10 protein-coding genes are annotated in these 17,202 nt (G+C 39.6%); 1 reads left to right on the top strand and 9 read right to left on the bottom strand.

All coding sequences use genetic code 11. The annotated features are described in order from the left end of the window. Positions 1-292: 292 nt before the first annotated feature. Positions 293-1,492: a multidrug efflux MFS transporter NorA gene (gene norA / locus BKO01S_RS22400; RefSeq protein WP_066059853.1), complete on the bottom strand. Its 1,200-nt coding sequence runs from the start codon at positions 1,490-1,492 to the stop codon at positions 293-295. Positions 1,493-1,602: 110 nt separating this feature from the next. Here norA and BKO01S_RS22395 point away from each other — a divergent pair, with 110 nt between their 5' ends. Beyond that, positions 1,603-2,430 carry a MerR family transcriptional regulator gene (locus BKO01S_RS22395; RefSeq protein WP_066059851.1) on the top strand — a complete coding sequence of 276 codons (828 nt, stop codon included), beginning with the start codon at positions 1,603-1,605 and terminating at the stop codon, positions 2,428-2,430. 74 nt (positions 2,431-2,504) lie between these two features. Here BKO01S_RS22395 and BKO01S_RS22390 read toward each other — a convergent pair whose 3' ends face one another. From BKO01S_RS22390 to BKO01S_RS24105, 8 genes are all read right to left on the bottom strand, one after another. Next, a complete protein-coding gene (locus BKO01S_RS22390) occupies positions 2,505-3,704 on the bottom strand; it encodes a PDZ domain-containing protein (RefSeq protein ID WP_369691014.1) in 1,200 nt (399 codons plus the stop codon). Positions 3,705-3,920: 216 nt separating this feature from the next. Further along, complete coding sequence (locus BKO01S_RS22385) at positions 3,921-5,378, bottom strand: S41 family peptidase (protein ID WP_066059848.1); 1,458 nt, start codon at positions 5,376-5,378, stop codon at positions 3,921-3,923. Positions 5,379-5,577: 199 nt separating this feature from the next. Beyond that, the gene (locus BKO01S_RS22380; RefSeq protein WP_066059846.1) at positions 5,578-7,053 is read right to left on the bottom strand and encodes a methyl-accepting chemotaxis protein; all 1,476 of its coding nucleotides are present in this window, start codon (positions 7,051-7,053) and stop codon (positions 5,578-5,580) included. An 18-nt stretch (positions 7,054-7,071) separates the two neighbouring features. Continuing rightward, entirely contained in the window at positions 7,072-8,133 is a 1,062-nt protein-coding gene (locus tag BKO01S_RS22375) for an HD-GYP domain-containing protein (protein ID WP_066059845.1), read from the bottom strand. 172 nt (positions 8,134-8,305) lie between these two features. Continuing rightward, positions 8,306-8,773 (bottom strand): carbonic anhydrase, encoded by a 468-nt coding sequence (locus BKO01S_RS22370; protein ID WP_066059844.1) that lies wholly within the window; start codon positions 8,771-8,773, stop codon positions 8,306-8,308. Between the two features lie 12 nt (positions 8,774-8,785). Next, complete coding sequence (locus BKO01S_RS22365) at positions 8,786-9,793, bottom strand: sodium-dependent bicarbonate transport family permease (protein ID WP_066059842.1); 1,008 nt, start codon at positions 9,791-9,793, stop codon at positions 8,786-8,788. A 411-nt stretch (positions 9,794-10,204) separates the two neighbouring features. Further along, positions 10,205-10,969 carry an alpha/beta hydrolase gene (locus BKO01S_RS22360; RefSeq protein ID WP_066059840.1) on the bottom strand — a complete coding sequence of 255 codons (765 nt, stop codon included), beginning with the start codon at positions 10,967-10,969 and terminating at the stop codon, positions 10,205-10,207. A gap of 177 nt (positions 10,970-11,146) precedes the next feature. Then, positions 11,147-17,125, bottom strand: a complete 5,979-nt coding sequence (locus tag BKO01S_RS24105; protein ID WP_084362187.1) for a GH32 C-terminal domain-containing protein — start codon at positions 17,123-17,125, stop codon at positions 11,147-11,149. Positions 17,126-17,202: the final 77 nt, after the last annotated feature.

Raw genomic sequence — 17,202 nt, 5'->3', positions numbered from 1 at the left:
AAATGTTAGTTTTTCAAGTCGTTGTTGGCTACATGTATTACTATATCATCTTAGTTCGCAGAAGTCAACTTCTGTTTTTCAATTATTTTTTAAACATTCTTCAAGTTTTTGAAGACAAAGAGTATCTTACCTAATTCCATAAAAAAACACAAGAGGTTTATATTTAATTCCCAATAAGATAATAACTTTCCCCCATACCTTCATTAAATGGATGCAGATCTTTTTTAATATTATAGAAGAAACCCCACAAAAAAAGCGGTATCCTTCTTAGGATCACCGCAATCGACTTTTATTAAAGATTAGCTATTCGAGCCTTTACTTCTTTCGTTGAATCATTCTTAGTGGACTTGTTCCATAGTATTGTTAGGACGATTCCCAAAGCGAGGATCACTGTCGCAAAATAATAAGGATAGTTAATATCTATATCAAATAATATCCCACCAAGAATCGGTCCACTAATGTTCGCTAAACTCGTAAACATAGAATTCATTCCGCCAATAAACCCTTGTTCATTCCCGGCGATATTCGAAAGGTAGGAAGTTACAGCTGGCCGGAATAAATCGAATCCTACAAAAACGAGAAAGGTAACAAGTAAAATGGAGAAATATGAGTGAACAACGGTCATAAGAAAAACTAGTAAGGCTGATAAAATTAAACTATATCTAATCAGTTTGATTTCACCCCAAATTCGAGTGAGCTTATCAAATAGAACCACTTGTGATACTGCACCAATAATAGCACCACCTGTAATAACAACGGCTATATCCGATGGTCGAAATTGAAATTTATGATCCACAAATAGACTAAAGAACGATTCAAAAGCTGCTAAACCAAATGAGGCTATAAAAATTAAAATAAACGCAAAGGAATACTTTGGTTCAAGAGTTCGCTTGAAGTTCATTTTTGCTTCTGATCCTTGTTCGTTACTCTCTACTGGACGTTCTGGCTCAGATAATAACAAAATTGAAAGGATAGCAGCAAGGGTCCCAAGTCCTCCTGCAAAGAAGAATGGGATTCGTGTTCCAATCTCCGCTAAAAAACCACCTATACCTGGACCAATAATAAATCCTGTACTAATAGCAGCTGACATATACCCAAGTGCTTTGGGGCGTGTCTCTAAGTTTGTTATATCAACAATAAAGGCTGTAACAGCTGGCATAATAAATGCAGCACTAACACCACCTAAAATACGAGAAATAAATAACATATGGATTTCTTTTCCGATTCCAAATAAAAATTCTGAAATACCGAAAATAAATAAGCCAATAACAATCATAATTTTCCTACCCAGTCTATCCGCTGCTTTCCCTGCAATAGGGGAAACAATCAATTGAGCAATCGCAAATGCTGCTGTTAAATAACCAACAGTTGTTCCAGTAATGCCTAATTCATTCATTAGAGTAGGTAAAACAGGAATGACTAGACCAATACCCAAAAAAGCAATAAATAAATTCAATAATAATAATCCTAATGTGATTTGATGAGACTTCATCTCTACATTCTCCTTAACAGGTACTGAAAACTAAGTTACCTTCCCTCTATTTACACCTATTATCGTAATGTATATAGTTACTATATAGTCAAGGGCGGTGATGTATATAAATGAATAAAAAAGATGGGAAATACTTAACTACAGGTGAGTTTGCGAAGCTATGCAAAGTAAACAAACAGACACTCTTTTACTACGATCAAATTGGACTGTTATCTCCGGTATTGAAAAATGAAAAGGGGTACCGTTATTATTCAATTCGCCAAATCGAGTTATTCTTTGTTATTGATTTATTAAAAGATCTTGGCATGTCACTAAACGATATTCAGATCTATATGCAAAACAAATCACCTGAAGGTTTTTTATCTCTGATGTACCAAAAAAGAGAAGAGATTGTGAAAAAGCGCCAAGATATTGAAATGAAGGAAAAAATGATAGAGGCTAATATCGCACTAATGGAAGAAGCGTTGCATCTTGACTTTCAACAAATAACCTTCGTACAGTTCCCAGAAGCAACACTTTATTTGAGTAGAAACATTGAAAATGTAACGGATGAAGAATTTGTAGGGGTTGTTTCAGATTTTATTAATGAATTAAGCCAGTCACAACTTGATTCAGGTTATCCGATCGGTACGATCACGAAACGGGAGAATGTACAAAAGGGAGATTACTCTAATTATAGCTATTTATATATTGAGCAACCAAACCCAAAGCAAGGATATCCGTATTTCCAAGCTGTAAAGGGTGATTTTCTCATTGGCTACCATATAGGGGAAGAAACAACGATTAACAAAACCTACGAGCGGATTTTTTCGGAGATGGAACGTTTAGAATTAACCTTAGGTGAGTATGTATTTGAGGAATATATTTATGATTCAGTTGTAAAAAATACCAAGGACCAATATGTGACCAAGATTATGATTCAAGTTGAACGAATATAAAATAAGCTTAGGAAAAATACCCAAGCCTACTCCTTGTAAAAAGAGAACCGACCTAATCGATTCTCTTTCCTCTATTAAACGGCTTCCGTTCCCCACTTCTTCTCATCCTGAACAAACAAGATCCCTAACTCGTGATGATCCCCTTCGTAAAGCGCTCGCTGGACAAAGCGAACTTGTCCATTAACATCTAACACCTCAAGCTTACAGTGCGCACGATTTCGCTGAAGTGCCTCATACACCTCTGCTTCGTTATGAACCATTGTTCCGTTCACCTTCGAAATAATCTCCCCTACTGAAAGCTGCATTTTTTGTGCAGGAGAATAAGGTAGCACTCCTAAAATCATGACACCTTGATTTCGCTTGGAAAAATAGAACGGGCCACTTTCTTCCTTTGTTTTTTGGTTAAAGTAGATGACCTCACGTCCAAGAATCCCTATTGCAACAACCGCTACTGATAAAATCGGCATCCAATACGAAGCGATTGCTAGTGCCGTAAGGACGAAACCATGGGCCATGATTTGCTTTCCTACATGTGAGACTGCCTGGGCTGGCAACGCTCCTTGGATATGCTGATAATGGCCGAGTGCAAACGGAACAAGTAGGAGTCCATAGCCTTCTCCATTAACATCAAACACTGGCCACCATTGAAATGGCAACTGCTGGAGGGCATCTCCAGGGATCAACAGGAGTAGCGGCAACATCCAAACCCGCTTGAGTTCATGAACGCCCACTCGTTGGCCGCGTCTGCTAGTCATGAGCTTTGGCGAGGTCCCCTTCTTTCCATTTTTCAAAATAAGAATACCTTCCGAAATCACTAGTAGAGCCAGAAGGACCGTGATGGAAGGGTACAGCTTGTCTTCTAAACTATTGAAGAGCTCTGGGAAAAACGGGATACTCCATTCCTTACCCGCTGTGAAAAAGAGGGCGAAGAAGGCGAGCCCTACTGTGTATACCGATGATAATAACCGCACACGGATGCTTAAGAACATCGTAAGCACGGCGATAAAAAGAATAGCCGCAAATGGAATCACAACTCCCGCGGCAATCATAATGATTGACATTCCTAATCCGAGTAGCAGTCCAAGCGGAAGTAACTGACGAAGCTCATAGTAAGCATTTTCGGCACGAACGTGAAAATGACTACGCTCCCTCTTTACTCGAGAAACTCCTAAAAATGCTGCGAGTAGGAATGTGAAGTAAAACACTGGATGTATGAATATTTTTGCGAATCCCCAAGCCATTTCTAATAGCCACTCTTGAATCAAACTAGCCACCAACCTTATCAATCTATTTCCGAACTTTCCTATTACTCTTTATTTTACCAAATGAAAGGAGAAATCGATATTAGAAATATTTTGGATAATAGTGGGTGGGGTTTAAGGAGATATTTTGGGTGGGGGTTTTGCTAGATTTGAGTCAAATAGTCCATATATACAATAGCTACACAAATTAATCCCCTCACCAACCAGGCAAGGGGACCATCCACCATACTATTTCGCCAACAACCGAAGGCCAGTTTGCAACTGCATATCATTGCTATCCTTCTTCATTTCCTCAATCACTGCACTCTCGAGAGCACTTGCTGTTTTGCTGTCGATTTTCCCTGTCATGTCTAAGTCATGTTGACGCTGGAAGGCCATGACGGAGGTTTCGGTACGGTCGTTGAAATAACCGTCTTCTCTACCCGGGTCGAGCCCGAGTGCTTTAAGCATTTGCTGGGCATTTTTGATTTGCTCGTTGTTCATATCCTTTTCTAACGCCTCGGTGATTTGAAGCGGATGCGTGTGATAGAGCTCCGATTGAACCACCTTTACATCGGGTTCAATTCCCTTTTTGTGAATCCAATTTCCATCAGGTGTTAACCATTTAAACAGGGTCAGCTTTATATTGCTACCATCCCCCATTGGAACCGCCTGCTGAACCGTTCCTTTTCCAAACGTTGTCTCACCAATGAGTTGAAAGTCCTCCGCTTCCTTTAAGGCACCGGCAAGAATTTCCGAGGCAGAAGCGCTCCCTTTATCAATCAATACGGCAACAGGATACTCTTTATCCTTGGTTAGGTTCGAGAAATAGCGCATCTTTTCGCCGTTTCTTTTCTCAATCTGTACGAACGGCTTTTCCTTTGACACAAATTCCTTTAAAATTTCCTCAACGCTTGATAAAAGACCACCTGGATTTCCGCGCACATCAATCAATAATCCGTCAATTCCTTTATCCTCAAGTGCTTTTAATTCCTTTTTAAACTCTTTAGCTGTTTCCTCTGAGAAGGAGGTGATCTCCAGATAACCGATATCCTTCCCGTTCTGGTTTTTTACATCACTATACACCGTGATTTGCGGAATCTCATCACGCTTCACGTCGACAACAAGGGGCTTCGTTAAGCCACTACGAGCAATTTCCAACTTTACCTTTGTTCCTTTTTCCCCGCGAATTTTGAGTGTCGCTTCATATAAGTCAACACCGTCCAAGCTTTCTCCATCCACCGATAGGATTTGGTCATTGGGACGCAAGCCTGCTTTTTCCGCTGGCGAATCTTTAAATGGTGACACGATGACAATCTTGCCGTCAACAAGGCCTACCTCTGCTCCAATTCCTTCAAACGAAGATTCAAGTGTGCTTCTAAACTGCTTGGCCGTTTCCTTATCCATGTAAACGGAGTACGGATCTTCGAGTGTCGTTAGCATCCCTTGAATCGCACCCTCAATAAGCTTTTCTTGATCCACATTTTCTACATAACTATTTAAAATTAACTCGTATGCTTTTTCAACTTTGTCCAATTCTTCTAGATTAATCGCCTGTGGGGCTCCCTCTTCGTTGCTCTCGGTATGTAACTCCACCTTTGACTCTGCCGCGCCTAATTCACCTGCATAATGCAAATACCCATATGTTCCTCCAGCACCTGTTAGCAATGACCCCGTCATTAGCAAGGCGACCCATTTTCGATTCATAGTTAGTCCTCCTCTGGATTAGCTTTGTTGTATGTATTCGGGTCTATTTTCCCTTCCGTGAGCTAGTGTTGCTTTGCTAACGTTGGCTCCCTACAGGAGAAATAGCCCCTACATTTTACTAGCTATACAAAAAACATCCCACAAAGGTGTGAGATGTCTTTGTATAACCACTATATGTGCGAAAAGGACGAGTTATGATTTAATTCCGGACAACGAGTGTGGCGAGCTGTTGTGTTAATTTTTCTAACTCCTTAAATGACTCGGCTACTTGGGTAATTTGGTTCGATTGCTCCTCGACGCTTGCAAATACTTCCTCTACTGCCGCACTCGACTGTTCAGACACACTCGATAACGAGGAGATTTCGTCTATAACTGCTTCAGAGTTTTTAGAAAAGCTGATGAGGCTTTTTTCTACCTCCACCGCTTGCTGGAGTCCTTGTTTTGAGGATGCGAGCATGGATTGGAATGTTTGGCTCGTTTGCTTGGTCATTTCCAATCCTTTTTCAACGGCTAGCTGACCACCTTGTACTTGGCCGGTTACTTGTTCGGTCTTTCGTTGAATCCCATCTAGAATCGCTTCGATCTCATGTGTGGAAGCTTGTGAGGTTTCTGCGAGCTTACGAACCTCCCCCGCGACAACCGCAAAGCCCTTACCAGCCTCACCCGCACGCGCGGCTTCGATTGCTGCGTTTAAAGCGAGTAAATTCGTTTGGTCGGTTACTTCCCTAATTTTTAAAAGTATGGCCCCGATTTGCTGGGTTTGGTCATTTAACTCCTTCATCAACTGATTCGTATTTTCCACCGAGTCATAGACTTCCTTCATCTCCGTTTCGAGCGTGTGAATCTTTTCTGTGCCAACATTGGACGTGTGTTCTGTTTCAAGAGAAATTTGATGAAGGGTCTGCGCGGATGTTACAACCGAACGAATCATGTCTCCTGACATTTGCATCGTCTCATTCATCCCTGTTACCGAGCTCGCTTGAGTCTCGATTCCTTTTGATATTTCAGAAAAAGCGGTGGTAAGCTCGACAGAAATGTGATCCGTTTTCTCAATATTTCTTTTAAAAGAATGACTGAAGTTTTGTAGTACTCCTACCGACTCTTTTACTTTCTCTAGTAATTCATCAACCTGATCTTTTCCTAGCTTGAGCTCGATTCCATCTGCTTCCATCTTCTTAGTAAGTTTTGAAGTGAGTCGTGCCTGTGTAAGAAACATTAGTAACGTCACAATATTGATGACATTTAACGAGATTAAAATCGACACATCGGCCCCATAAAACATTTGCTCATTAAACTTGAAAAAGAAGTAATTACTTAGAGCAAGGCCAATGATACCTGTAATGGTCATGGAACCGACTTGGTTATAAATCATGACAACCGCTAGGGCAAAATAAATCATTAAGTAGCTTGATAACTTCGGAGAACTAGAGACCATGAAGAAAATAAGGATCGCGATTCCTACTGCCACAATGTAGTGAATATGTAGTGTGAACCGTCTTGTTACGGTTAATGTAGTAATAATGGCTACAAGTGTAAAACCTACAATTGCAAAAGTAACTATTCCCTGTGTGCTAACGTTTGCAGCAAAGTTACTGCCAAGCCCGAGGGCAAAGCAGATCCATAATAAAATCGTGACGAGCTTATTTCTTTCCTGCATGTAATGAATTCTGTCCATATTTGTAGCCCCCAATAATTAATATGAAACAACATCCTTTAATGAGCGTGTATGATCAAAACGTAAATCGATATAAACATTCTCGCCTAAATACACAAGTGGACAATGTGGCATATCATCGTAAACCGTAATAATCGTCCCTTGCTCCCCTGTATTTAACAACACTTGTTGTCCGATAAATTGGTCCATTAAGTATTTGGTAAAAGGGACAGTAATCGCAGAACTGAGTTTCCCCTTTGCGGTTTCCTCCATTAATATCATAACGGCTACGATAGGTGATTGCTCCCCCTTATACGGACGGACCGCCGTGATTGCATCATATGTATCCGCGACCGAAATGATTTGGGCATGAAAAGGAATGACATCTTCTCGAACTCCATAAGGATACCCCGACCCATCTAATCTTTCATGATGCAAAAGTGTACCCATTATCACCTTCGTCCGAGTCTCACCCATATTTTTCAGTATTTGTACGCCTTCCACGGTATGATTTCGAATAAGCTCCCATTCCTCGGGGTCTAATTGTCCGTTCTTTTTTAAAACCGAAAGAGGAATAGAAAGCTTCCCGATATCATGCAAAATTCCTGTTTCACCAAGAAGCAGGATTTCTTCTTTATCCATCGCTAATAGTTTTCCAATGATAGATGAGACAACCCCTACATTTAACGAATGAACATAGGTAAACTCATCGTCTTTTCTAAGGAGCTTAAGTAGTTCAAAATGCTCATCCTCTGCAACGATTGTATTAAGCATAGGTGTATACATATGCTCGAGCTGTTGTAACGGCTGATTGGAAGCGCTACCATTTATAGCTGCTTCCAAATCTTCGAAAATCGATTTTAACTGCCCTAGAGACTCCTTATAGTTCTGTTCTAGTTCTTCAACACTTATCGATGGTTGATGAATCGAACACGTTTCCAGCCGTAAATTGTTATGATTTAAATGACTTTGTAAAACGAAGATATGTCTTTCGTTTAACACCGTTCCCTTTCGTAGCAGTGGAATGGATTTGTTTTTTGCATATACATCTTCCCCTAGCACCGATCCTACTAATTTTAAAGAAAGATTTCCCTCATTCAATATCCCATTCACCCCTTATAGTCCGATTATCCTGTGTAAGTATTACTATTATAGTACCAAATTTTACATTTGAGTATAGGAATAGAGGAGGTTTTACTTCGTAATGCTCAATACATTTCTACAAATTTCGACTTTCATCAATAAAAATAGAAGAGGGAATCCCTCTTCTACTTTAAGAAATCATATCAATCTCATTTGTCTCTGTGTTAACAATAAACCCTTTCACCGGTAGTGACCTTGGAATGAGTGGATGCTTTTTTATTATATCTATATTTCTTTTAATTTTTTCTCTAGTAACCTGTGGCCCTTTTAACCAGTTAATCGTACTATCACCTACAGAATTAATATAATCAAGAGTTTCAATTACCTGTTTGGTAACCCCTGATTTTTCCAATCTAATGAGGATTTCCTCTTCAGAAATGCTTGATTTCTTTTCGTCACCTATTACATATATCTCTACTACATTTTCAAAGTTTATTGCTAAAATAATATCCCTTACTAAGCATCCATACGGTTGGGATATTACTTCTCCTAAACTATTAAAAATAAGTAGCTCTTCTGTCGATTTTTGTGAAATCTCTGGAATGGATTGTAGCATTTTCTCATTGAAACCTGTTATGATTAACGTCTTTTTTATCATAAAATCTTCCCCCTATTGCATCCATTTTGCTATTTCATAATAAACAGGTATCCCAAGAATAAGATTAAATGGGAACGTCACTCCTAAAGATAAACCAAGATAAATGGACGGGTTCGCTTCTGGGACAGATGTTTTTAAAGCAGCTGGAGCAGCGATATAAGATGCACTTCCTGCTAAAACTCCCATTAAGGTAGTTCCTCCTAAAGAGAGTCCTACGAGATTCCCTATAAAGACCCCTAACATTCCAAATAGGAGTGGCGTTAGCAATCCAAACATTAATAATCGTAGACCATGTTTTTTAACTTCTGGTAACCGTTTTCCAGCAACCAACCCCATATTTAAGAGGAAAAGAATTAAAATACTACCATATAAATCAATAAAAAGAGGTTTCACTGTGGAAACAGCACGTTCACCAAGAAACAGGCCAATGGATAAACTTCCTACTAAAAGAATGATACTTTTTCCAAAAATACTTTCTCTTAAAACTTCTCTATTAAGCAAGCTTGCTGACGGAGGAAGGAACCCTAGAGTCCGGGTAGAAAATGCTCCCGTTCCCTTATTTGCCTCTAATATTTTATATAAAAGCAATGACACTAATATTGCCGGGCTTTCCATAAGTACAACAATCGCATTCATAAAGCCTTCGTAAGAGGTTCCATTTTTGTCTAGAAAGGTAAGTGCAGCACCATAGGTAACGATACTTATGGAGCCATATGTAGCTGCCAACCCAATCGAATTTTGCACATCCATCTTAATGAATCGTAGAATAAATAGTGTTAGAAAAGGGATAATGCCCCCGATAAATAGAGCTCCTAGGATAGGACCCACAACGGTTTCAATAGAATAATGAGAGAGTTCGATTCCCCCTTTTAACCCAATCGCAATTAATAAATAAATGCTTAATGCCTCACTTAGACCATTAGGAATTTTCAGATCAGATTTTACTAATGCTGCAAGTAACCCTAATAGAAAAAACAACACCACTGGCGAGAGTAAATTTTGAATGATAATTTCTTTCATAAGAATCCCCCTATTTTTAATAAAAAAAACCGACAACCACGGAAAATGGCATACCACCACCTTCCAAAAGTTGTCGGTCTATCCTCAGCTTGCTAATAGTGCCTTCTGAGAATCTCCCTTTATTTAGTTTCTGTTACACGAAAATCCCCTTTTTCCTTCAACAAAAAAAGGTATATTTCCCAAGACTGCATAAGTCCAGAAAATATACCGATTTATATTCCTTTTCCTTCTTCTTTATTAGGATCTATTTTTCATATAGCCAATAAACTATTAACTAGATGCTAAATATACCTATCTATTAGATAGTATAAAGAAATGATCTCTCGATTGTTAAAATTGATTTGAAACAATTATATCCATGTAAGGAAAAAAAATCAATAGTAAATTCAAAATTTTAAATATTCATTTCTATTATTTTAAAACCAGTTCCTTTGCTACTATCTGTTGAATAAACAGATGTCCACTTTTCACGATTTGGTCTTTGTCATAGTCCATTGATGCTACATGGAAGGAATTTTCTAGTACGAGTCTTTCCTTAGTAGTTGATTGTACGGTTTGAAGAATATAATCGGTATTGGCAGGTGGAACGACATGATCCACAGATGAACGAATGCCTAAAACCGGGCTCTCTATCTCTGGGAGAATGCTTAAAGTGCCCTTCATTACATTTTGTAATTCATGAACCGCTTTTAATGGTACCTTTGAATAAGTAATTTCATGGACACCCTCTTCATGAATATCTGGATCTGACTCATCTAGAAACCGGGGTTCAACTTGATCTTTTAAATATTCGTAGGCAGGAACTTGCAAAGCAGCATTTATTAAAACGAGACCTTTAATTTCTTTGTATCGATGAGCTAAACGAAGTGATAATGTTCCACCCATGGATTGCCCGATTACAAAAATATGTGAACAATGTTGTTTTAATTGTAAATATGCCTTTTCTAATGAAGAGAACCAGTCTTGATAGGAACAAGCTTCTAGATCTTCATAGTGAGTTCCGTGTCCCTGTAATCTAGGACATAAAACGGAATATCCTAAACTTGCAAATTCTTCCCCAATATAGCGTACGCTCTGAGGTGTCCCAAGAAAACCATGAGAAATAAGTACTCCAACCTCACTTCCCTTGAAGAAAAATTCTTCCGCTCCCTCGATTACCGGATATGCTTCTGCCATCTGTTTCCCCTCCATTAGTAAAGTAGTGATTTCAATTTTTGGCTGTTCCTATACTATAATTCATATTATGCCCATCTGTAAACTAGGAATTAAATAAAACATCAATATATAATAAAAAAGCGCAGCTTGCATCTACTCAGGAAGTAGGCAAAACATGCGCTTGAATAATTACAGGGCTTACTTTAACTGGTACACTTTCAATGAATTGACCGTTACATCCCCATCAATAGAATATATTTTTATTCCATCACTCTGTAACTGTGGAAATATTTGGTCCGTCAACACGATTTGACCATTGTTTCCGAAGACCTCTACAGAGGATCGGTCAATAATGATACGAAGGGTTATTTTATTATTATTGGTTTGCATAGGTGCTTCATGTCTCGCTTTAAACGTTGGATGAAAGTTTGTTGCCCCTGATTCCGAACGATCTACGAATAGTTTTGAATTGACCCTATCATAGCCTATCGTTGTTTGTTCACCGTTTCCCGTTCGTACCCGAAAGCCAAATTCGGTAGCCGTTGCGTTATCTGTTTGAAATTCTGCAACTATCTCCAAAGTATCTCCTTTTACATTAGACAACAAATTACTGTTCGGGGATAGTAATTGATTGGTCCAGCTATTAACTGTTTCTCTTAAAGTATTGAATTCACTTACAGGATTCTGAGTCAAACGCACACCTACACCTGGTACAGTCTTCAATTCGAGTTCTCGAGGAAGAGACATCTTGCTTCTCCAGATGGAAGTAGGAATACTTTGACCATAGCTCCAATTATTCATCCATCCCATGGCGATACGCCGTCCATCCAAAGATGGGATATGATTAAAGGTTAATGGCGCATAATAATCAGCGCCATAATCAGCATAAAGAATCGTTTCTGCTGAATGTTCATTTGTAAATGCTTTTCCGTCAAAATGACCTATAAAATACTGAACACCTGATCCACCAGCAGGTGCTCCATTACTTAAACTTACCTGCATCACCCATTTTTTATTATTTTCGTCTCCATCAACTGGCAACTCAAATAAATCAGGTACTTCCCAAACACCTGCGTGAGATCCTTCATTCTTTCCAAAATCACTCGCAAAGGACCAATTCTTCAAATCAGATGATGTATAAATTCTTACAAACTGCTCCTGTTGTATATTTTCTGCTGCAAGTAACATCACCCATTTATTACTGGGGCTGTGCCAAAATACTTTTGGATCTCTGAACACTGGAAGATGATCTGTATTTGCAATCACAGGATTTCCTGAATATTTTTTCCATGTTCGACCTTTATCTGAACTAAAAGCGAGGCTTTGAATTTGATTTCCTCCCTTTTCGTGAGTAAACATTGCCACCATAGCGTTTTTACCAAAACCAGCCGTATTGTTCTCATCAACCACCACACTTCCAGACCAAATAAAGCCATTTTCATCTTCTTCAAGTGCAATAGGTAAGGTATCCCAATGTATAAGATCTGTACTTACAGCATGACCCCAATTCATCGGGCCCCAAGTGGTGCTCGTTGGATTATGCTGATAAAAAAGATGGTATTCTCCCTCAAAATACACCAGTCCATTGGGATCATTCATCCAATTTCTATCGGGTGTGTAGTGAAACTGGGAACGATACTTTTCATAGCGGTCATTCGTTGTGATGTCTGCTTCTGTATTAAAGACATGGAAATCATCTACATTTATATGCCCCCATCCCCCAGTGGAATTATCAACGATTTTCATATAGACTTCTTCACCTACATAGGAAGAGGCATCCCAATATACCCTTGTATACTTTTCATCCTCTGACCCTGTTGCTTTAAATAGTTCCTTTCCATCAGAAGCCCGGACCAAAGATACATATAAGTGATCCATATCCTTTCCACCACTAAGTAAGAAATCAACCCATCCACTTCCGTGTAGTGTAAATGTATCTGAATGAATTTCACCTATCTGACTGTCTCCACCGTCTTTAAAATTCCAGAGGTGATACGTACCCTGTTGATGAAAGCAGCATCCCCAGCTCCAACTATTTTCAGATGTAATATCGAGCTGACTAAATGCATCCCCGCTCACATTTGTCCATCCTGTTAAATCTCCACTCTCAAAGTCAGGATTGGATATAGTCACTTTTGCAGGTGGTTGAACGGGTGCATTGACATCATCGATACTAATATGCCCCCAAGAACCAGTAGCCTTATCTACCACCATCATATACACCTTTTCACCAATATACTCTGAAGCATCCCACTTCACACGTGTATAGCCTTCTTGGTTCCCACCACTTACCTTCATTAATTCCTTTCCATCTGAATCTCTTACTAGAGCGACATATAGGTTGTAGATATCATTCCCACCTGAAATGAGGAAGTCGATTTGACCATTTCCACCAAGCGTAAACTTTTGAGAACGAATGGTACCTACTTGTGCATCATCCCCATTGTCGATCCCATACAAATGATAATCTCCATTATGATTAAATGGTCCACCCCAGCCCCAATCTTTGGCGGCTGTAACATCAAGATCAGTGAATGCATCCCCATTTAGAACCGTCCACCCAGATAAATTAGGCAGTTCAAAATCATGATTTACTAGTTCATCATGTGGCGGTTCCGAAATCACAATGATTTTGCTGTTCGCTTTAAAACCGCCATCTCTTGTGGTTGCAGTGATTGTTGTGCTACCAACCGCTTTTGCTGTAACTTTCCCATTTACCACTGTAGCAATAGAAGGATTACTAGATGTCCAAATTACCTCCTTATTTGTTGCGTTAGCAGGTGTTACAGTGGGGGTGAGTAACTCACTGTCTCCCTCGATCAATTCCATAGTAGCCGGATGTAACGATACTCCCGTGGCTTTGACTGGTGTATAGGCAGACTTCATTTCCCAAATCTTTAACGATTTAACCGTAATCGTACTGCTATCAGCATTGGCCCAAAGCTGTATCCCTGTTGAATCATTGCGGGTTGGGTATGCTCTAGTCGTTAAGCTCTTTATTCCATTTAAGTAGGCATTAATTTCCGATCGGTCAACATAAATATGAAACTTGATATTTTCTGTACCAATATCAGCTGTTCCACCTTGATACCATTTCTCTATATCTGGATCCATACTGGACTTTAATCGGTTTATCCATAATTCTTTACTGCTCTCTTTGTAGTACACAATCGTTTCTTCTTCTCCATTAGGTGAACGTCTCAAGCTAATACCGGCTTCATTTGCAGATCCATTATCGAGTTCCAGCTCAATTTCCAACATATCACCTTTCACACTGGATAGGGCTTGATTCGCATCATGAAAGGATGTATCTGTAGTCAGATTGACTAGCTGCTGACCTCTTAATTGCTTTAACTCTTCAATAGGCTGAATCCCAAGCCTACCATCTGTTCGATAGGAAACTTCTACTGGCAAACCATAATTATGAGCATACCCTGCAGAATAGTCATCATCAGCTGGTCGTCTTCCTTGCGTAATACTATGAATGATTGTTCTACCATCTGGGGAAACCATGCCAGCTGGACCAGTAAAGTGGTCACCCACATCTAATAAGGTTGGTGTTGCATGATCTGGTGTAAATCTAGCTGTTTCGGCATTCCAAGTTCCAATCCAATAGTATGTGTACCTTGACTGATACTCATCTCTAGAAGTTTTAGCCGGATTTATTAGGAATATATACTTTCCGCTATCACCTAAAGGCAGCAAGATTGGAAGCTCCCAAACCCTTCCTGTTTTCGGAAATTGATTATAATCTCCTACAAATAAATCTCCTCGATACGTCCAGTTTTCAAAGCTTGAATCCTCTGTTGAATACACAAGGGCAGTTCCCCCAATCGGCTTACCACTTGAATCCTCTTTTCCAGAAGTAACAAGCATAAACCAGGTGTTACCATCCTTGAATACAAACGGATCCCGGAATTCTCCTTTGATTCCTTGCCCGTCTTTCTGGTCTAATATTACTTCAGGGTGCTTTTCCCAACGGTTTAAATCATTGTCACCATCTTCCTTATAGGTACTTCTAGCAATATTAATTCGTTGGTTAGGTGAATCACGATCATCTCCTGCTGTATAGAAAATAACAGGAACACCGTTGTCATCCACTACCGCTCCACCAGCCCAGGCTCCCTCCGGATCAACATCGTATCTCCCCGGAATCACTGCATCATCGACATCACGCCACTGTACCATATCGTCACTTACAAGATGTCCCCAACGGATATGATTCCAAAAAGGCCCTCGTGGATTGCTTTGGTAAAAAGTATGATATTGACCATTAAAGTAAATGGGACCACCAGGTTCATTTCCCCAATGGTTTGGAGGTGACATATGAAACTGTGGACGATGCTGATCATTACCCAATATACTTCGGTCCATCTTCATATCCGGTGTTGGTAAGTTTCCGCCTAAAGCATCTACATACGAATCATAGGATTTTTTTATATCCGCCGAGGTCAATGCATGATTATAAATCTTTACTTCATCTAGTAACCCACTAAACATATTTAAGTGAAATCCATATAACCACATACCATCATTGTTTTTACCAATCAATAAATCTTTAACACTCGGTTTAATCTTTTGTCCTGCTGGGAAATCACGTGATGCCACCTTTTGACCATTTTGGTAGAGTACCGCTTCCCCAGTTACGCTATTGTAGGTTGCCACCACATAAGACCACTCATCTAAAGGTAGCAGAGTATCTGACATGACTTCATGCCAATCGGATCCCGTTCCGAAGTTCAAGCCCCACGTGCCATGACGGTAACTGCCTAGGATAAACCCTTCTTTTCTGTCTCTATCGTGCTGGTTGACAATAGCAGAAAGCCGTCCCTCATCACCGTGTTCAAAATTACGAGGCGCTACCCATGCTTCAAGTGTCATCGCTTCGCTAGGAACCGGTATTTCGTCTGGTGTACGAGTGACCCATGTGGAATACCCATCGAATAACAAAGCATGATTTGAAATTCCATCCTTCTTCCATAACGGATCTTGAGATGATTGAAAAACAGCCTCATTTAAGTGATAATCGACTGGATCTTTATTTCCTGATACTTGCTCTTTAGTTATCTTTCCTGATCCTTCATCTAAATTCCAATGACCAACTAACCCTCCAGAATATACAGAATTATATACATGAAAGTCGTCAACACTAATATGTCCCCAAGCACCTGTCGCCTTATCTACTATTTTTATATATACAGATTCTCCAATATGGGCTGAGGCATCCCAATACACTCTCTGGTACATCTCCGTATTGCGCCCCGTTTCTTTAAACAGTTCTTTTCCATCTGATTTCCTCACAAGAGCGACATATAAGTTCTCGTAATCCTCTCCTCCCCCGATTAGAAAATCAATCCCACCGGATCCATCCAAGGTAAAAGTTTCTGAATGCAATTCACCAACCTGTTCATCTCCCCCGTCTTTAAAAGACCATAAGTGATGGTTGCCTTCATGGTGAAATGTATCTCCTTGACTCCAAAATTCTTCATGAACTAAACTATTTGGGCCAAATGCATCTCCACTAACCATCTCCCACCCTTTAATTTCAAACGGTACAAGTGCTGTATACTCAAAATCATGATTGTAAATCGACGGTTCGATATGATCATGGAGGGAAGGGGTAGGTGGTACATTTACATCATCCAAGTTGATATGCCCTTCTGTAGACTGATCGACCACTTTCATTCTTACCACCGTATTTATATAAGCGGAAGCATCCCAACTTACTTTAGAATACTCGTCCGTGCCTGTTCCTGTTGCTTTCATTAATTCCGCTCCATCGGATTCCCGTACTAAGGCAATATATAAATGATTGATATCATTTTGTCCTCCCGTAAGGAAATCAATTTGCCCGTCACCGCCAAGGGTAAAGGTTTCGGATTGCATGACACCGACTTTCGTGTTATCGCCTCTACCACCCCATATATGCCAAAAGTTCCTTTGCTTAAACGCTTGTTTATTCCAATAATCTGATTCTGAACTAATATCCAAATCACTAAATGCATTTCCACTAACCACTGTCCAGCCACTAAGATCTCCTGTTTCAAATCCTGGATTAGTAAGAGTATTCGCTGCTTCTACAAATTTTTGAGGTTTCATGGTAATGACACTGAATAAAATAAGGACGAATGAAATGATAATGATAGTAACCTTTTGAATAAACGCTTTTGCATTCATGTAATTCCCCACACTCCTTTTAATGATTTATAAAAACGGGACGAGAAACCGCTTACATTAATTAGCAAATAGAAAGG

The sequence above is a fragment of the Robertmurraya korlensis NBRC 107688 genome (genome assembly GCF_001591645.1).
Taxonomy (GTDB): domain Bacteria; phylum Bacillota; class Bacilli; order Bacillales; family Cytobacillaceae; genus Robertmurraya_A.
Note: the sequence above shows the minus strand (reverse complement) of the source record. Positions and strands in the feature narration are given on the sequence as shown.